Annotated in this window: 16 protein-coding genes and 2 pseudogenes; 8 read left to right on the forward strand and 10 right to left on the reverse strand. The window is 65.0% G+C overall.

Translation table 11 applies throughout. The features are described from left to right. The 6 genes and pseudogenes from WCE35_RS10160 to WCE35_RS10185 all read right to left on the reverse strand — a co-directional run. Positions 1-841, reverse strand: a pseudogene (locus WCE35_RS10160) (flagellar hook-length control protein FliK); the annotation flags it as partial. Positions 842-912: 71 nt separating this feature from the next. Further along, positions 913-1,689, reverse strand: coding sequence for an ATP12 family chaperone protein (locus WCE35_RS10165; RefSeq protein WP_424593209.1), 777 nt, complete (start codon positions 1,687-1,689; stop codon positions 913-915). Between the two features lie 186 nt (positions 1,690-1,875). Next, positions 1,876-3,072: an RluA family pseudouridine synthase gene (locus tag WCE35_RS10170; protein ID WP_424593210.1), complete on the reverse strand. Its 1,197-nt coding sequence runs from the start codon at positions 3,070-3,072 to the stop codon at positions 1,876-1,878. A 67-nt stretch (positions 3,073-3,139) separates the two neighbouring features. Then, entirely contained in the window at positions 3,140-3,865 is a 726-nt protein-coding gene (locus tag WCE35_RS10175; protein WP_424593211.1) for a tetratricopeptide repeat protein, read from the reverse strand. Continuing rightward, positions 3,862-5,202: a replication-associated recombination protein A gene (locus tag WCE35_RS10180; protein WP_424593212.1), complete on the reverse strand. Its 1,341-nt coding sequence runs from the start codon at positions 5,200-5,202 to the stop codon at positions 3,862-3,864. The genes WCE35_RS10175 and WCE35_RS10180 overlap by 4 nt, the downstream gene beginning before the upstream one ends. Continuing rightward, positions 5,199-6,593, reverse strand: coding sequence for a DegQ family serine endoprotease (locus WCE35_RS10185; protein ID WP_424593213.1), 1,395 nt, complete (start codon positions 6,591-6,593; stop codon positions 5,199-5,201). Before WCE35_RS10185 ends, WCE35_RS10180 begins: the two co-directional genes overlap by 4 nt. Before the next feature lie 179 nt (positions 6,594-6,772). Between WCE35_RS10185 and WCE35_RS10190 the strand changes: the two genes are divergently transcribed. Further along, entirely contained in the window at positions 6,773-7,786 is a 1,014-nt protein-coding gene (locus WCE35_RS10190) for a zinc-binding alcohol dehydrogenase family protein (protein WP_424593214.1), read from the forward strand. A gap of 232 nt (positions 7,787-8,018) precedes the next feature. Here the strand turns inward: WCE35_RS10190 and WCE35_RS10195 are convergent, their stop codons facing one another. After that, positions 8,019-9,098, reverse strand: coding sequence for a tartrate dehydrogenase (locus tag WCE35_RS10195; RefSeq protein ID WP_424593215.1), 1,080 nt, complete (start codon positions 9,096-9,098; stop codon positions 8,019-8,021). 169 nt (positions 9,099-9,267) lie between these two features. Between WCE35_RS10195 and WCE35_RS10200 the strand changes: the two genes are divergently transcribed. Further along, entirely contained in the window at positions 9,268-10,044 is a 777-nt protein-coding gene (locus WCE35_RS10200) for an SDR family oxidoreductase (protein ID WP_424593216.1), read from the forward strand. 109 nt (positions 10,045-10,153) lie between these two features. Here WCE35_RS10200 and WCE35_RS10205 read toward each other — a convergent pair whose 3' ends face one another. Beyond that, positions 10,154-11,005 carry an alpha/beta hydrolase gene (locus WCE35_RS10205; RefSeq protein ID WP_424593217.1) on the reverse strand — a complete coding sequence of 284 codons (852 nt, stop codon included), beginning with the start codon at positions 11,003-11,005 and terminating at the stop codon, positions 10,154-10,156. Between the two features lie 112 nt (positions 11,006-11,117). Here WCE35_RS10205 and WCE35_RS10210 point away from each other — a divergent pair, with 112 nt between their 5' ends. Continuing rightward, on the forward strand, positions 11,118-12,539 hold the full coding sequence (locus WCE35_RS10210) for an amidase (protein ID WP_424593218.1): 1,422 nt from the start codon (positions 11,118-11,120) through the stop codon (positions 12,537-12,539). A gap of 38 nt (positions 12,540-12,577) precedes the next feature. Here the strand turns inward: WCE35_RS10210 and WCE35_RS10215 are convergent, their stop codons facing one another. After that, positions 12,578-13,216 (reverse strand): TetR/AcrR family transcriptional regulator, encoded by a 639-nt coding sequence (locus tag WCE35_RS10215; protein WP_424593219.1) that lies wholly within the window; start codon positions 13,214-13,216, stop codon positions 12,578-12,580. Between the two features lie 158 nt (positions 13,217-13,374). Between WCE35_RS10215 and WCE35_RS10220 the strand changes: the two genes are divergently transcribed. The 5 genes from WCE35_RS10220 (at position 13,375) to WCE35_RS10240 (ending at position 17,925) form a co-directional block, all read left to right on the forward strand. Beyond that, the gene (locus tag WCE35_RS10220; RefSeq protein ID WP_424593220.1) at positions 13,375-13,584 is read left to right on the forward strand and encodes a ferredoxin; all 210 of its coding nucleotides are present in this window, start codon (positions 13,375-13,377) and stop codon (positions 13,582-13,584) included. Between the two features lie 64 nt (positions 13,585-13,648). Further along, a complete protein-coding gene (locus WCE35_RS10225; protein WP_424593221.1) occupies positions 13,649-14,866 on the forward strand; it encodes a cytochrome P450 in 1,218 nt (405 codons plus the stop codon). 89 nt (positions 14,867-14,955) lie between these two features. Beyond that, a complete protein-coding gene (locus WCE35_RS10230; RefSeq protein ID WP_424593222.1) occupies positions 14,956-15,621 on the forward strand; it encodes a sulfite oxidase-like oxidoreductase in 666 nt (221 codons plus the stop codon). Between the two features lie 72 nt (positions 15,622-15,693). Beyond that, complete coding sequence (locus WCE35_RS10235) at positions 15,694-16,917, forward strand: alpha/beta fold hydrolase (RefSeq protein WP_424593223.1); 1,224 nt, start codon at positions 15,694-15,696, stop codon at positions 16,915-16,917. A 45-nt stretch (positions 16,918-16,962) separates the two neighbouring features. After that, entirely contained in the window at positions 16,963-17,925 is a 963-nt protein-coding gene (locus WCE35_RS10240; RefSeq protein ID WP_424593224.1) for a fatty acid desaturase family protein, read from the forward strand. Between the two features lie 93 nt (positions 17,926-18,018). Here the strand turns inward: WCE35_RS10240 and WCE35_RS10245 are convergent. Next, positions 18,019-18,132, reverse strand: a pseudogene (locus tag WCE35_RS10245) (YeeE/YedE family protein); the annotation flags it as partial. Between the last annotated feature and the right edge of the window lie 189 nt (positions 18,133-18,321).

The raw sequence follows: 18,321 nt of genomic DNA on the forward strand, positions 1-18,321 counted from the left end.
GGCCCGGCGTCGTCGCCGCACGCGGCAAGACGGTTTCTTCCGCAGCCGCTGCTGCCGCCGGAATTGCCGATGTCGCCGGCGGCACCGCGGCCGGAGCTGGCGTTGCCGACGCTGCAAGCGGAGCGGCGGTTGTCGGCGTCGCTCCGAGCGATGACTGCAGCGTTTGGCGCAGCACGATCAGCGCGGCTTTCAGGTCGGGCACGCCCGCGGTTGGCAGGGCGGCCCCCGATGCCAGCCGGGCCTCGAAAAGCAGGCCGGATTTCTGCAACGCGTTCCTGATGTCGCCGCCATCGAGGTTCTGATCGAGGCTCGTCTGCTGCGCCAGCACCTGCGCGATCGCCTGCTGCAGTTTCGGCGGCAGATCGCCGGAAGCCGCCACGGCGCCGAGATTGGCAAACAGCGGCGCCAGACTTTGCTGCTCGGTCGCGGCACTTTGCACCGTCACTGATACGACCGCACGCTCCAGCGGCGTCAGCCCATCTTTCGGCGCTGCCGTGATCGTCGGTGGATTGGACGCGGCATCGACCAGCGCTTCCGGCGACAGCGTAACCACGTCGCCCGACAGGCCAGCCGCATCGGCGCCCTGCCCGACCACCGCGAGCCGGATGCCGTCCTTCGTCTGCGACACCGCGAGCCGCAGGGCCTGGCCCTGCTGCAGCGGAATTTCCGAGCGCACGTCGATCGAAAGGCTCGCGATCGCGATCCGCACCAGATCGGCGGACAGGATATTCAATACCTCGGCATTGACCACGCTTCCCGGCTGCAGCACGAGTTCCGGCGCCACCGCACCCGCCTCTTGGGCGGCCAGCACCGGCAGGATCGGATTGATGGAGATCGCCATGGCAGAGGTCTCGGCACGAAGCCGCAACGCTAGCAGAGCCGCGTAAACCTCTCGTTAACCGGATGGCCTATTTAGCGCTCCAGGCCCTTCAGAATGGCCGCGGCAGCCCTGAAATCGACCAGCCGGGCGGCGCGGCGGGCGGCGACTTCCTCGTCCACCCCCCATTTCTCGATGTTCCAGTCCTCATCGACATGGGCAGCGGCCCAGACCTGATCGGGGTCACGGACGCCGTGACATAGCGCCAGCGCGAGCAGCGCCGAGCCGGTCAAGGTCGTCACCACGTGCAGCGCCGCGATCGGCCAGGGATTGGCCGGGAACGCCGCGCGCGCCGCGGCGATCGCCGAATCCGGCTGAGCCACATGCACGATGCCCTCGGCGAGAATGAAATGGGCGCCGAGCGTATCCGCCGCCCAGAACAGGATCGGGTCCCAATGCGCGGCCTCCCGCGCGACCAGCGCCTCGGGATGGCCGGCGCGATAGAACAACAGATCCGAGCCGAGATATTTTGCGACGTCGTCGCTGACGGCCTCGACGCGATCGACCACGCCTTCGACCACACTGTTGGCAAAGCGCGTCAGCGGCATGGTCAGGGGATCGATGGTTTCTCCTTGCGTATTCCACTCGCCGGCGATGGCATCCGCGATCTCGCGCGAGGGAGCGATCAGCTGTCGGCCGGACGGCGTGCGGATCGGCTTGTCGTCGAGCGTGACCAGGAATCCGCCATCGGCTTCGGTCACGCCGGCGCCGGCATAGACGCGCTTGCGCTGGGGCGCGCGCATCGTGCGCCGCACCGCCTCCCGCGGATCGAGCGGGGATTTTCCCGCCACTTCATCGAATAATTCGCGCATTTTTTCGCAGGCTTTCGTTCGGCTTCATTTGCTTGCAAGATAAGCCAGGGTGAGATGCAAATAAAGCCGATGGAACCGATGGCTGGGTGATCCTCGACGTCAAAAGCTCGCATGATTCCTTGCGGCTGTTTCTGGCGCAGTTCAGGCGGCGACAATTTTGCGATTGGCGCTGGCGCCGCTTGATCGCTATTCCTCCGGCGCATTCTCGATCGGATCGAACCGGTCGGCTTCCAGCCCGAGCAGATTCCAGGATTGCAGCATATGCGGCGGCAGCGGCGCGGTGGCATCGATCACGCCGCCGCGCGGATGCGGGATCACGATCCGCCGCGCCAGCAGATGCAGCCGGTTCTGTAGGCCGCCCGGCAATTGCCAGTTTTCTTTGGTGAAATATTTGGGATCGCCGACGATGGCGTGATCGATATGCGCCATATGCGCGCGCAACTGATGGGTCCGGCCAGTGACCGGCTTCAGCGACACCCAGGCCAGTTTCTGCGCCGAGGTTTCCACCACCGCGTAATAGGTCACGGCGTGGCTCGCGCCCTCGTCGCCATGTTTGGCGATCCGCATGATGGTGTCGTCCTCGCTCTCTTCCTTGGCGAGATAGGTCGAGATGCGGCCCTGCTTCGGCTTCGGCACGCCGGCTACCAGCGCCCAGTAGATTTTTCGTGCCGAACGGTGGCGGAACGAGCCGGTCAGCGCGGTGGCGGCGAAGCGGGTTTTCGCGATCAGAAGACAGCCCGCGGTGTCCTTGTCGAGCCGGTGCACCAGCCGGGGTTTCTGTCCCTTGGCGTCGCGCATCACCTCCAGCATGTCGTCGACATTGCGGGTGATGCCGGAACCGCCCTGCACCGCAAGCCCGGCGGGCTTGTTCAGCACCATGACGTCGGCGTCCTCGTAGAGGATCATGTCCTTGAGCGCCTGCAGCGTCTTGACCGCGGCTTCGGAGCGGCTGCCGGGCGCAGCCTTGGGCGCATCGAGTTTGAGCGGCGGGATGCGCACGCTCTGCCCCTGCTCCAGCCGGTCCTTGCTGTCGGCGCGCTTGCCGTTGACGCGCAGCTCTCCTTTGCGGACGATGCGCTGGATGTGGGAGAACGACAGCCCGGGAAAGCGCGCTTCGAGAAAGCGGTCGACGCGCATATTGCTCTCGTCGGCGGTCACCACGACCGTCTGAACCTTGGTCGGCAGCGGCGGCGGCTCGGCGACCGCTTTTTCGGGCTCAGGCACCAACGGTTTTGAGGCCCGGGGCGCGGCGGGCGGGAGGCGCGCGGGCTTGCCGCCGGGACGGTGCGCCCGCAGCCGTTCCGTTCGCGAGCCCCGATAGGGAGGCGCACCCTTCGGGCGATCGCCCCGGGGCTTCAATGGTTTTTTGACGCGACGGCTCATGATTCAGTTTTCCTGTACAGGCCCGTCATAGAGCCCGGCCACATAAGTTCGAGGTGGATGACAGCACTCATTTGCATTGCGCGCTACTTCGCAAAGCGCTCAGATCGGCGTTGGCGCTGCCGGAAGGGCGTTGTTTGACAGCCTCGTCCACTGCCGCGCAGGCAGCAGCGGGGTCGCCGTTTTGCAGCCGGGCCCAGGCAAGATTGGTCCATGCGTCACCGAAATCCGGAGTGTCCTTGACGGCCTGCTCCAGCACCGGCTGGGCCTCGCGCGGCCGTTTGGCGATCAGAAGCAGCCTGCCATAATCTGCGTTGAGCGTCTTCAAAGGGTTGGGCTGCTTGCGCGCAATCCTGAACAGCTCGTCGGCGAAATCGGTGTCATTGAAGCGGACTTGAGCGACGGCTGCGAACCCATGGTAAACGCGGCTCTGCTCAGGGGCCAACAAGAATGCCTGATTGAATCTCTGCGCGGCTTCCGCGGCGTTACCCGCGCCTATCGCTATCCAGCCGCGCTTGGTTGTTTCGTCAAAAGCTTTCTCCCGCGTTCCCACGGCCTGAATCAGGGCCTTTACGAAGCTCTCGTCCGCGGCCTGCCGCGCCGAATTCTTGACGATGAATCCGTAAAACGGCGGCTCGTTGACCGGCGCCGAATAGGTTCGCTTCGTCATCTGCACGCCCGGCGCAACCTCTACGATTTCGGCTGAGGCGGGACGAACGGATACCAGTAACGCCAGCAAGGCGACAGCTTCAAGTCGCCGTCCGAGGCACGAACGATCGTTTGAAAAGCGGCTCATTCGCGCGGGCCTTCCCGCTCCCGGCGCAGCCTGGCCCAATACTCCAGCCGCCTGCGGATCTCGCGCTCGAAGCCGCGGTCAGGCGGATCGTAAAAAATCTGCCGGCCCAAGGCTTCCGGGAAATAGTCCTGCCCGGAGAAGGCGTCCGGCGCGTCATGGTCGTATTCGTAGCCTGAGCCATAGCCTTCCGACTTCATCAGCTTGGTCGGCGAATTCAAAATGTGCTTTGGCGGCAGCAGCGAGCCGCCCTCCTTCGCCGCGCGCATCGCAGCGCCAAACGCCTTGTAGGCGGCGTTGGATTTCGGCGCGGTGGCGAGATAGATCACGGCCTGCGCGATCGCGAGTTCGCCTTCGGGAGACCCCAGAAAATCATAGGCGTCCTTGGCGGCGTTGCAGATCGCCAGCGCCTGCGGATCGGCCAGACCGATATCCTCCACGGCCATCCGCACCACGCGGCGCGCCAGGAACAGCGGATCCTCACCGGCATCCATCATGCGCGCGAGATAATACAGCGCCGCATCCGGATCGGAGCCGCGCACCGATTTATGCAGCGCCGAGATCAGGTTGTAATGGCCGTCGGCGGACTTGTCGTAGATCGGCGCGCGGCGCTGCAGGATCTCCTGCAACTGCCCGGCGTCGAAGACCTCGTCCTTGCGCGCGGCGCGCCAGACCTCTTCGGCAAGCGTCAGCGCGGCGCGGCCGTCGCCGTCCGCCATCCGCACCAGCACGGCGCGCGCCTCGGCATCGAGCGGCAGTTTCCGGCCCTCCATTTGCTCGGCATGGGCATAGAGCTTCTCGATCGCGGCCGGTGTGAGCGAATGAAACACCAGCACGCGCGCCCGCGATAGAAGCGCGGCGTTGAGCTCGAACGAGGGATTTTCCGTGGTGGCGCCGACCAGCACCACCGTACCGTCTTCCATTACGGGCAGAAAGGAGTCCTGCTGCGCGCGGTTGAAACGATGCACCTCGTCGACGAAGAGCAGCGTGCCCTTGCCGGTCTCGCGGCGCGCGCGCGCGGCATCGAACGCCTTTTTGAGGTCGGCGACGCCGGAAAACACCGCCGAAATCTGCTCGAAATGCAATTCGGTTGCGTCCGCCAAAAGCCGCGCCACCGTGGTCTTGCCGGTGCCGGGCGGTCCCCAGAAGATCAGCGACCCCAGCGTGCGCGTTTCCAGCATGCGCGTCAGCGCGCCGTCGGGACCGAGGATATGGTCTTGGCCGACGACGTCGGCCAGCGAACGCGGGCGCAATTTGTCCGGAAGCGGATGCGGCGCGTCCTGCTCCATCCCCGCCGCGGCAAAGAGGTTGGCCGCCTCGCGCGGTCGCTTCGGGCTCATCCGCCGAGCGTCACATTGATCTGCTGCCCGCCGCGCACCAGGGTGATGCGCCAGAGCCGCGACGACGTCTTCGACGCCTTGTCGAGATCGCTGGTTCTGGCGATCTTCTGGTTGTTGACGGCGAGGATGATGTCGCCCTTCTGGAAGCCGACATTGGCGGCGGTGGCGCCATCCTCGAGCTCGACGACGACGACGCCCTCGGTCGAGGAATCCAGGCGCAATTCGTCGGCCACCGCCGGCGAAATGTTGGCGACCCTGGCGCCCTGGAACGGCGAGCGCGCGGTCAGGGTAATTTCGTCACGGTTGGTATCGGGCGCGGTTTCCAGCGGCACCGTCAGCTTCACGGTCTTGCCGGCGCGCAGCACGTCGACCTGCGCCGAGCCGCCGAGCGGCCGCGTGGCGAAGCGATAGTCGAACGCATTGGGATCGTCGATCGCCTGCCCGTCGATCGCAACGATCAGGTCGGACAGTTTCAGCCCGGCGCGTTCCGCCGGACTGTTCGGCGTGACGTTGGCGACCAGCGCGCCGGTCGGCAGCCGAAGCCCGAGCGACTCGGCGATCTCGGGCGTCACCGCTTGCAAGCGTGCGCCGAGCCAGGGACGCTTGACCGCCTTGCCGCCGCCCTTGGCGGAAGCCACGACGACCCGCACCATATTGGCAGGGATCGCAAAGCCGATGCCCTGCGAACCGCCGGAGCGCGAGAAGATCGCGGTGTTGATCCCGGCAAGCCGGCCGGTCATGTCGACCAGCGCGCCGCCGGAATTGCCAGGATTGATCGCGGCATCGGTCTGGATGAAGAACTGATAGTCGGTGATGCCGACCTGGGTGCGCGCCAGGGCCGAGATGATGCCGTGGGTCACGGTCTGGCCGACGCCGAAGGGATTACCGATCGCCATCACGATGTCGCCGACCAAGAGCTCGTCGGAGTTGGCGAAATCCAGCGTGGTGAATTTCTCTTTTGCGTCTTTCAGGCGCAGCACCGCGAGATCGGTGCGGCCATCTTTCAGCACGATCTCGGCCTCGAATTCGCGCTTGTCGGACAGCGAGACCTTGACCTGATCGGCGCCTTCGATGACGTGGTTGTTAGTGACGACGAGGCCGGACGGATCGACCATCACGCCGGAACCGAGCGAGCGCTGCATCTGCTCCGGCTGCTGGCCGGGCACGCCGAAGAAGCGGCGGAAGATCGGATCGTCCAGCAGCGGGTTGCGGTTCTGCACGGTCTTGGCGGCGTAGACGTTGACCACCGCCGGCTGCACCCGCTGCACGATCGGCGCGTAGGACAGCCGCAGCTCCGCCGCCGAGGCCGGCACGCGGCGGTCCTGCGCGGCGGAGGGGCCGACGAAAGACAGCGTCAGGAGCAAAGCCGTAAGAACGCGCAGCGAGGTCATGAAAGTTTCCCAAGGAATGATCGTCCAAATATAAGCTCCCCTGCCCGCGAATAGAAGCGAATCAGACAACGGATCGGCGTGTTTTGGCCGATTCGGCTCGCCGGCCGGCGCTTCGATCCTTGCAATTCCCCGGCGAAACGGCGGTAGTAAAGGGGGATTGCAATCAGGAGAAACGCCGCATGAAGGCCGTCGGATACAGAAAATCGCTGCGAATCGAGGCGGCGGATGCGTTGATCGATTTCGAAACCGCGAAACCGGAGCCGAAAGGCCGCGACATCCGCGTGGCCGTGAAAGCGGTCTCCGCCAACCCCGTCGATTACAAGGTGCGCAAGCGCGCAGCCCCGCCCGAGGGCGAGACCAAGATCCTGGGCTATGACGCGGCTGGAATCGTCGATGCGGTCGGTCCCGAGGTCAGCCTGTTCAAGCTGGGCGACGAGGTGTTTTATGCCGGATCGATCCAGCGCCAGGGCACCAATTCGGAATTTCATCTGGTCGACGAGCGCATCGTCGGGGCTAAGCCGAAATCGCTGTCATTCGCGCAGGCCGCGGCGCTGCCCTTGACCTCGATCACCGCCTGGGAACTGCTGTTCGACCGCTTGGGGGCGGTGCCGGGCAAGAGCGTCGATCCGCGCACATTGTTGATCACCGGCGGCGCCGGCGGCGTCGGCTCGATCCTGATCCAGCTCGCGCGCCGCCTCACGGGCCTGACCGTGGTCGCCACCGCGACGCGGCCGGAATCGAAAGAATGGTGCCTCGACCTCGGCGCCCATGCCGTGATCGATCACGCGCAACCGATGAAGGAGCAGATCGAAAAGCTGAAGCTGCCGCCGGTGGCGCTGGTCGCGAGCCTCACCTTCACCGACCAGCACTACAAGCCGATCGCCGAATTGATCGCGCCGCAGGGCAAATTCGGCCTGATCGACGATCCCCCCGAATTCAATGTCGGCGTCTTCAAGGGCAAGGCGGTCTCGATCCACTGGGAATCGATGTTCACGCGCTCATCGTTCCAGACACCCGACATGATCGGCCAGCATCATCTGCTCAATGACGTCGCCGACCTCATCGACAAGGGCGTGCTGCGCACCACGCTCGACCAGAGCTTTGGCGCCATCAACGCGGCAAACCTGAAGCGCGCGCATGCGCTGCTGGAAAGCGGCAAGTCTCGCGGCAAGATCGTGCTGGAGGGGTGGTGATGAGCGCTTTGCCGTCATTGCGAGCCACCGGGTCGCGCGAACGCGCGCCCGATGACAGGCTCCGCGACCTGTCCGCCGTAGCTCAACGAGCGAAGGCGGAAGCAATCCATAGAGCCGCAAAGGAAGATTGGATTGCTTCGTCGCGGAGTTTACCATCGGGCCCGCCGAAGGCGGGACCCGTTGGCTCCTCGCAATGACGAAGGTGGCGCGGCTTGGCGCGCCGATCGAGCCCCTACTCCACCATGTCAGCCACCGCCTTGCCGCAGGCGACCGTGTCGGCGTTGCCGCCGAGGTCGCGGGTGCGCAAGGTGCGCTCGCCGAGCGTGCGCTCGATCGCACCGACGATCGAGGCGGCCGCAGTTTTCTCGCCGAGATGCTCCAGCATCATCGCGCCCGACCAGATCATGCCGATCGGGTTGGCGATGCCCTGGCCTGCGATATCGGGCGCCGAGCCGTGCACCGGCTCGAACACCGACGGAAAATGGCCTTCCGGGTTGATATTGCCTGATGGCGCGATGCCGATCGTGCCGGTGCAGGCCGGACCCAAATCAGAGAGAATATCGCCGAACAAATTGGAGCCGACCACCACGTCGAACCAGTCCGGATGCAGCACGAAATTCGCGGTGAGGATGTCGATGTGGTACTTGTCCCACTTCACCGCCGGGAATTTTTTCGCCATCGCCTCCACGCGCTCGTCCCAATAGGGCATGGTGATCGAGATGCCATTTGATTTCGTGGCCGAGGTCAGATGCCGCTTCGGGCGCGACTGCGCCAGCTCGAACGCGAATTTCAGGATGCGATCGACGCCGATGCGGGTCATCACGGTCTGCTGGGTGACGAATTCGCGGTCGGTATCCGGGAACATGCGGCCGCCGACGGATGAATATTCGCCCTCGGTGTTCTCGCGCACCACCCAGAAATCGATGTCGCCGGGCTTGCGGCCCGCGAGCGGCGACGGCACGCCCGGCATCAGCCGCACCGGGCGCAAATTGACGTACTGGTCGAACTCCCTGCGGAATTTGATCAGCGAGCCCCACAGGGAAATGTGATCGGGAATTTTCGCCGGCCAGCCGACCGCGCCAAAGTAGATCGCGTCGTGCTTGCCGATTTGGGCCTTCCAGTCCTGTGGCATCATCTCGCCGTGCTTCTGGTAATAGTCCCAGGAGGCGAAGTCGAAATGATCGAAATGCAGGCTGACGCCGTGCTTTTTCGCCGCCTTCTCCAACACGCGCAGGCCTTCCGGGATCACTTCCTTGCCGATGCCGTCACCGGGAATGACCGCGATCCGGTACTGCTTCTTTGCGTTGCTCATTGCGGGATTTCCTTGAACCTTGCCGCACCACCGATGCCGCCGATTTGACGGCCTTGCAATGGACCAAACCTCGCCACCGCGCAACACCGCAGTGCAATGTTGACCGCTGCCATGCCGACCGCCTAACAAGTTTCGCCGACATTTTTCCCCTTACCCAGCGAGTACTTCCATGGATCTGCATCTGCGCGGCAAGCGCGTCCTGATCACCGGCGCCTCCAAAGGCATCGGCGCGGCCGCGGCCGAATCCTTCGCCGAGGAAGGCTGCCATCTGCTTCTCGCCGCCCGCAGCGGCGATCAATTGAAGGCACAGGCCGAGCGGCTGCGCGCCACCCACCAGATCGACGCGGTGGCGCATGTGGCCGACCTGCGCAAGCCGGAGGATCTTGCAAAACTCGCCACGGCGGCTTCCGACATCGACATCCTCGTCAACAATGCCGGCGATATTCCGGGCGGCTCGATCGACAAGATCGACGAGGCGACATGGCGTCACGCCTGGGAACTGAAGGTGTTCGGCTACATCAACCTGACCCGCGCGATATATGCGCGGATGAAGGCGCGCGGCCATGGCGTGATCGTCAACGACATCGGCGCCGCCGGCGAGAAATTCGACGCCAATTACATCTGCGGCAGCGCCGGCAACGCCGCGCTGATGGCCTTTACCCGCGCGTTGGGAGGAAAGAGCCTCGCCGACAACATCCGCGTGGTCGGCATCAATCCGGGCCCGGTCGGCACCGACCGCCATGTCACGCTGTTGAAGACACGGGCGAAGAACCAGTTCGGCGACGAAAGCCGCTACAAGGAGTTTCAAAAAGGCTTTCCGCTCGGCCGCCCCGCCCATGCGCGCGAGATCGGCGACCTGATGGCGTTCCTCGCCTCCGACCGCTCGGGCTATACCTCGGGCGTGATCTATACGGTCGATGGCGGCATCAGCGCGGGCTGGGGGTAGTCGCGCGCTCCCTCCACGTCACTGCGAGGAGCAGCGCGACGAAGCAGTCCACTCTTTCATTGCGGCGCGATGGATTGCTTCGTCGCGTTGCTCCTCGCAATGACGGGGCTTAGCCCGCCGTCCTTTCCAACAACTGCCTGATCAGCGTCGTGATCCGTCCCTTCGGCGACATCATCTCGTTCATGATGGTGAAATGGTCGGCGCCGGGAATTTCTTCATAGGTCACCGGCAATCCGTATCTGGCGCGGTGGCCGGCGAAGTCGGCGGTCTGCCTGCGCAATAGCGGCAGTTCGGCGCTGCCGACCACCAGCGACAGCGGCTTGATCGGGCCGCCCGCCTCCGCCATCGGCGAGTTGCGGCGCGACATCGCCTCGTCGAGCCCGAGCTTGTCGTTGAGATAGCTGTGGCGGATCGGCTCGAGATCGTAGATGCCGGATATCGCCATGCCGGCCCTGACAAACGGGTGCGACAGCGCCATCGAGGTGAGATGGCCGCCGGCGGACCAGCCGGAAACAACGATGCCGTCCGCGCCGGCGCCCAGCGCGGGCAATTGCTTCGCCAGGAAATCGATCCCCGCATGGATCTCCGCGACAATCTCGTCCAGCGTCGCATCCGGCGCCAGCGTGTAGCCGATCAGCGCGACATTGATGCCATGCGCCATGGGGCCCTCGGCAACGACCGTGAACACTTCCTTGGCGCGGGCCTGCCAATAGCCGCCATGAATGAACAGCAGCGTCGGCGCTCCTTCGCCGGCCTTGAGAAAATCCATCCGGTTGCGTTCGCGCGGGCCATATCCGAGATCGATATGATCGGGATATCGCTGGCGCATCTCGGCGGAACGCTGCTCCCAGCCCGCGACCAACTCGGCGCTGCCGGCGACGGCGGCGCCGTTGTTGAGGCCGAGGTCGCGGTCCTGCCGGCTCATCGCGCGCCAATCCAGCGCGGAGAAGGGCGTCATCATTCCGATATCTCCTGTTACGGCCGCAACCTCAGCACGTTTCCGTTTTGCCGCAAAATGTTTTACAGCACTAACCAATCCGCTACCACGAAGCGGCGCGCAGGGGAGAGAGCGAGTGGCTGACCAGGGGCTGGTGCGGGAGACGGCGTGCGCCGTCGTCGACAAACTGAGGGCGGGCGAGGTCACCCCGCTCGATCTGCTCGACGTGCTGGAAAAACGCATCGCCGAGGTCGACGGCAAGGTCAACGCGCTGCCGACGCGCTGCTTCGACCGCGCCCGCGGCCATGCCAAGGCCCTGATGAAAAAGCCCGCTGCCGAGCGCGGCCTGCTGGCCGGCATGCCGGTGCCGATCAAGGATTTGACCAATGTCGCCGGTGTCCTTACCACGCAGGGCTCGCCGATCTACAAGGATATGATCCCGGCGAAATCCGACATCCTGGTCGAGCGTCTGGAAGAAAATGGCGGCGTCATCTACGCCAAATCGAACACGCCGGAATTCGGCGCCGGCGCCAACACCTTCAACGAGGTATTCGGCGCGACCCGCAATCCCTGGGACACGTCCCGATCCGCCGCCGGCTCCTCCGGCGGCGCGGCGGTGGCGCTCGCCACCGGCATGGCCTGGCTGGCGCATGGCTCCGACATGGGCGGCTCCCTGCGCAATCCCGCGAGCTTCTGCGGCGTCGTCGGCCTGCGCCCGAGCATCGGCCGCGTCGCCCATACGCCTGAGGCAGCGATCGACCGCAATCTCGGGGTGCAGGGCCCGATGGCGCGCAATGTCGAGGATCTCGCGCTGCTGCTGGACGCCATGAGCGGCGAGCATCCCGCCGATCCCTTGTCCCTGCCCGCGCTGCCGACCTCGTTCCTGTCGGCCGCGCGCTCCGGCACCAGGCCGAAGCGCGTCGCTTATTCGCCCGATCTCGGCATCACCCCGGTCGATCCGGAGGTGGCCGCCATCACCCGCAAGGCGGCGGCGCGTTTTGCGGAAGCGGGGGCGATCGTCGAGCAAGCGCATCCGGATTTGCGCGAGGCCCATGAATGTTTTCATGTGCTGCGCGCCTTCGATTTCGCGCTCAGCAAGGCGGCGCTGTTGCGCACCAGGCGCGACCAGCTCAAGCCGGAGGTGATCTGGAATATCGAGGAAGGCTTGAAGCTGACGGTCGAGCAGCTCGAGCGCGCCGAGGCGCAGCGCGTCGCCATGACCGCGCGCACGCTCGAGTTCTTCAAGACATATGACCTGTTACTGACGCCGGCGACCATCGTGGCGCCATTTCCGGTCGAGCACCGCTATGTCGCCGAATGCGCCGGCAAGAAATTCGACAATTATGTCGAGTGGCTCGGCATCGTCTATGCGATCACGCTGGTGTGTTGTCCGGCGCTGTCGCTGCCGTGCGGCTTCACTGCCTCGGGCCTGCCGGTCGGATTGCAGATGGTGGCGCCGCCGCGCGGCGAGGGGCGGCTGCTCGCCGGCGCCAAGGTGCTGGAGGACATTCTGGGCGTGCGCGGCACCACGCCGATCGATCCGCGGCCGCCGCGGTAAAACCGCGGTTCGCCAAGGAAGCCATTGAGCCCGGCGCGTTACGCGCGCGGGCCACCGGCCGCCTTGACCGCGACCGACAGCGCCAGTTCGGTTTGCTTGACCATCTCCTCGACCAGTTCCTCGATGCTGATGTGCGCGGCCCGGCCGTTGAGAATTCCCTGCTCGGCCAGCATGACGACCCCGTGCACCGCGGCCCAGAACGTCAGGGCATGTCGCTCGCGCAGGAATCCGCCGACCGGAGGTCCCAGCGCTTCCAGCACGAGGCCGAAGGTTTCCATCGCCGCTTGGTGAAGCTCGCTGCCTTCCGGCACCCCGGCCATGGTGCGCGACGCGAACATCAGGCGGTAAATCCCGTTGCGGCGCAGACCGAAATCCAGCGTCGCCCGCGCGATACGCGACAGTTTTGACTGTCGGGACGGCCTGCCGATCGACTCCCTGAGCATGGCGCTGAATTGCCGGAACGCCGCCGCGGTGACCGCCGCGAGCAACGCCTCACGGTCGGCAAAATGCCGGTAGGGCGCCGGCTGCGAGACGCCAAGCTTCTTCGCCAGCGCCTTGATGCTGATGGCTTCCGGGCCGCCTTGCTCGGCGTCGCCAAGCGCGGCCTGAACCAGCGCATCGCGGAGATCGCCATGGTGGTAGGTGTTGAGCGGCTTGCGGAGGAGTCGGGGCGGCATCCGGGTATTGATCTCCGACTTTTGCTCGACACCCCAATTGCGGTGCAAATGTAATATGCTATAATTTTACGGCGCAGCCAATGTGCCTGCGCCATCAAACCAACAATTGGAAACGCCATGCGCGCGGGCTGGGCTGCGCGCGACCCAGGGGAAACGCAATGTCCGGGAAACTGAAAATCCGCGTCGATCAGGACAAATGTCAGGGGCACGCGCGCTGCAAATCGCTGGCGCCCGAACTGTTCGATCTCGACGAATTCGGCAACGCGCACGAGGCCGGCGACGGTACCGTGCCGGCGGGTCTGGAAGACAAGGCCTGGCTTGCCCGGAGCAATTGCCCCGAGATCGCGATCGAGGTGACCGAAGAATAATCCGATCCCGAACTCAATCTGGCCCATTCAGATTTGCACGCCCGAACCCGGAGGAAATTATCCGATGTCCGACGCCAGCGTCCTGCCCGAACATCCGCCCGTCACCGACTGGGTCCATGATTTCGACCACACCGATCCGCGCTGGACCGAAAATCCGTTTCCGATCTGGGAAAAAATGCGCGCGGCAAGCCCGGTCGTGCATACCGACCGCTTCCTCGGCTGCTACATGCCGACCACCTATGAGGCGGTCCGGCAGATCGCGCACGACACCGAGCATTTTTCCTCACGCCGCGTCATCGTCCGCGACGAGCGTCCGGAAGTGACCAGGAACGCCGCCCCGCCGATCACCTCCGATCCGCCCGAGCACAAGCCGGCCAAGCAGTTGCTGCTGCCGCCGTTCACGCCCGACGCGATGAAGAAGCTGGAGCCGCGGGTCCGCGCGATCTGCAACGAGCTGATCGACGAATTTATCGCCGACGGCCAATGCGACGCCGCGGCGCGCTACACCAAGTACATTCCGGTGCGCACCATCGCCCACATGCTCGGCATCCCCGAGACGGACAGCGATCTCTTCATCAAATGGATCCACATGATCCTCGAGCTCAGCATCAAGGACGAACGCATGCTGATGCAGGCGGTACAGGAGATGACCGCCTATTTCGTCGACCACATCGAAGCGCGCAAGCAGCACCCGAGCAACGACCTGATCTCGACGCTGATGAATGCGAAGGACAAGAGCGGCCAACCCCTGGACGATTCCCATGTGCTGGGCTCGCTGCGGCTGATCCTGATCGCCGGCATCGACACCACCTGGAGCGCGATCGGCGCCTCGCTGTGGCATCTGGCCAGGACGCCCGCCGATCGCGAACGCCTGCTCGCCGAGCCGGAACTGATGCCGACGGCGATCGAGGAATTGCTGCGCGCCTATTCACCGGTAACGATGGCGCGCGAGGTGATGAAGGAAACGGTCATCAGCGGCTGTCCGGTCAAGCCCGGCAACATGGTGCTGCTGTCGTTCCCGGCCGCCAACCGCGACCCCGCTGTCTTCCCCGACGCCGACAAGGTGGTGCTCGACCGCAAGGAAAACCGCCATGCCGCGTTTGGCCTTGGCATCCACCGCTGCGTCGGTTCCAATCTCGCGCGCATGGAGATGACGGTCGCGATCGAGCAATGGCTGAAACGCATTCCCGAGTTCCGGCTCGATCCGGCCGGCAAGGTCACCTGGTCCGAAGGCACGGTGCGCGGCCCGCGCCAGCTTCCGATCCTGTTCGGCAAGGGCTGACGATCGGCACGGCACGATCTTCCTCTCGCCGACGATCCATGCGACGATGCGTGACGCCAAACATGCATCGTCGCAAGTGACCGATCGTGATGACCGACGCGAACGAAACGCCTCCCGAAAGCAAGCTGAGCCGCAGCAAGGCGCGCTGGGCGCGCGAGGGCCGTTTCCTCACCGGGAAAATCGCGCGCCCCGACGAGCAGCGCCTGCCGCCGGGACAGCATCTGACCAAGGACTGGCCAACGCTCGATCTCGGGCTTGCGCCCAACATTTCGCGCGAACGCTGGCGGCTCGATGTCCATGGCGCGGTGGAGAATCCGATCTTCTGGAATTTCGCGGAGTTTTTCGCGCAGCCGCAGACGCAGCTCCTGTCCGACATCCATTGCGTCACCACCTGGTCACGCTACGACAATCAATGGGAGGGGCTGGCGACCCGCGACCTGTTGGCCGCCTGCCGGCCGCGTGACGAGGCGCGGTTCGTGGTGCTGCATTGCCATGACGGCTACACCGCCAATCTGGCACTGGAGGATTTTGCCGCCGGGGACGCCCTGCTCGCGCATGGCTGGTCGGGCAAGCCGCTCGAGCAGGCGCACGGCGGCCCGGTGCGGCTGGTGGTGCCGCATCTCTATTTCTGGAAAAGCGCCAAGTGGCTGCGGAGCATCGAATTCCGCGAGGACGACGCGCCCGGCTATTGGGAGGTCCGCGGCTATCACAACCGCGGCGATCCCTGGAAGGAAGAGCGCTATTCCGGCGATTGAGTTGAGCGTTGCAGTTCTGACCTCACCTCTCGCATCAGGAGAGGTGAAGAGCAGCACCGATGGAGAACGCCCGTGCCAACTGAACGCTTCCAATTCACCGGCTCGGAGGGCCACGAGCTCGCCGCCGCGCTGGATACGCCTGAAGGGCCGGTCCACGCCACGGCGCTGTTCGCGCATTGCTTCACCTGCGGCAAGGACGTGCTGGCGGCGAGAAGAATCGCGAGCGCGCTCGCGGCCACGGGCATCGCAGTGCTGCGGTTCGACTTTACGGGGCTCGGCTCCAGCGAGGGCGATTTCGCCAACTCGACATTCTCATCGAACATCGCCGACCTGGTCCGCGCCGCCGACCATCTGCGCGAAACCCGAATGGCGCCGTCGATCCTGATCGGCCACAGCCTCGGCGGGTCCGCGATCCTCGCCGCCGCGGGGCAAATCCCGGAGGCGAAGGCGGTCGTCACCATCGCCGCACCTTCCGATCCGGCGCACGTCACCAATCTGTTCAAGGACCGGATCGAGGACATCCGCAGGCATGGCGAGGTCGAGGTCGCGCTCGCCGGCCGGCCGTTCCGCATCAAGCGCGAATTCCTCGACGATATCGCCGAGCATGGCCTGATGGCGCAGGTTGCAAAACTGCACAAGGCGCTGCTGGTCATGCATTCGCCGACCGACGACACCGTCGGGATCGACAACGCCACGCAGATCTTCGTCGCCGCCAGACATCCCAAGAGTTTCGTGTCGCTGGCCGGTGCCGATCATCTGCTCTCCGGCAAGCGCGATGCCGCCTATGTCGCCGATGTCATCGCCGCCTGGGCCGAACGCTATCTCGATCCGGTCGCGGCCGCGCCGCTCGCCAGTGCCGGCGAAGGCCCGCGTCACGTCGTGGTGCGCGAGACCCGCGACAGCGAATTTCAGCAGACCGTCACCATCGGGCCGCACCACATGCTGGCGGATGAGCCCGCCGCCGTCGGCGGCGAGGACAGCGGACCCGGGCCTTACGAATTCCTGCTCGCCGGGCTTGGCGCCTGCACCTCGATGACCATGCGGCTCTATGCCGACCGCAAATCGCTGCCGCTGGAGCGCGTCACCGTGACCTTGAGGCACGGCAAGATCCACGCCGAAGACTGCGCCGAATGCGAGACCCGCACCGGCATGCTCGACCAGATCGACCGGGTGATATCGATCGAAGGCGCACTCGATGCCGACCAGCGCAGGCGGCTGATGGAGATCGCCGACAAGTGCCCGGTGCACCGCACCCTCACCTCCGAGATCCGTATCGTGACCAAGGCCGCGGATTGACGAACCATCAAGCGGGCGTATCATTCGCCCGTTGAAGGAGCCACCATGCCGGCCGTCGCACGCCTCGATCCCAGGACCATTTTCTCGGCCGAAGAATGGCGCCGGCTGACCGCGCGCAGTTCGCTGCGCGGGATGTGGCTGGTGTTCCATGCCTGGGGCGCTATCGCGGCGTCGATCGCGCTGGTGACGCTGTGGCCCAATCCCCTGAGCTGGCTGATCGCGGTGATGATCGTCGGCACCCGCCAGCTCGGCCTGGCGATCCTGATGCATGAGGCCGCCCATGGCGGGCTGCACGCCAACAAGGCGATCAATGAATGGGTCGGGCAATGGCTGTGCGCGGTGCCGGTCGGCGCCGACCTCGCCAGCTACCGTTCCTATCATCTGCAGCATCACAAATTCACCCAGCAGCCGGAGGACCCCGATCTGTCGCTGTCGGCGCCGTTTCCGATCACCAGGGAAAGCTACACCCGCAAAGCCGTCCGCGACCTCACGGGGCAGACGTTTGTGAAACAGCGGCTGCCGCTGTTGCTGTCGCTGTTCAGGCGCGAGGAGCAGGAACAGGCGGTCTCGCATGAGAGTTTTGTCGCGACTGGCCGCGCGAAGATGGCGCGCTTCCTGACGGTGAACGCGCTGATGTTCCTGCTGTTCTGGCTGGCCGGCGCGGGCATCTGGTTTTTCGGCGTCTGGCTATTGGCGATGGCGACCTGGCTGTCGCTGGTGACGCGCATCCGCAACATCGCCGAGCACGCCTGCACCTCGACCGGCGAAGACCCGTTCAGCCACGCCCGCACCACCCGCGCCAATCCGATCGAACGGGCGTTGATTGCGCCCTATTGGGTCAACTACCACGCCGAACACCATCTGTTCATGTATCTGCCGTGCTACCGCCTGACCGAAGCCCATCGCCTGCTGGTCGAGAAGGGTTTGATCAAACGGATGGAAGTCAAGCCCGGCTATCTCGAGGTGATGCGGCTGGCGACCTCGCGCCAGCAAGCCGCGCGCGCTTAGTCAGGCAGGCGCCAGCGGCCGGACGCGAAGTGCGCCGCGCAGGCCTGCCGCCGCGCCTGCCAAAATCCCGGCGACCGCGACGAGCGAGGCCAGTGCCCACCAGCCGCACAGGCTGCTCATCATGCAGAAGCCGCTCAGCAGCCCGACCGAGCCATAAATCAATCCGATGACGAAACCGGCGAGGACCACGATATTGGCAGCGGACATAGGCGCGTTCCCCGGAGTTTCCACAAGACGGCGACGATTGGCACGACGTAAATTTCTCCGTCATTGCGAGGAGCGCAGCGACGAAGCAATCCAGACTCTTTGGCAGGGCATAGCCATCTTGCGGGTCGCGTGATGCTGGAGCAGTGCCGCTGATTTGCCCGACGTGTCAAATGTTTTCGCGCCATCGCA

This window comes from Bradyrhizobium sp., from assembly GCF_049691595.1.
Taxonomy (GTDB): Bacteria; Pseudomonadota; Alphaproteobacteria; order Rhizobiales; family Xanthobacteraceae; genus Bradyrhizobium.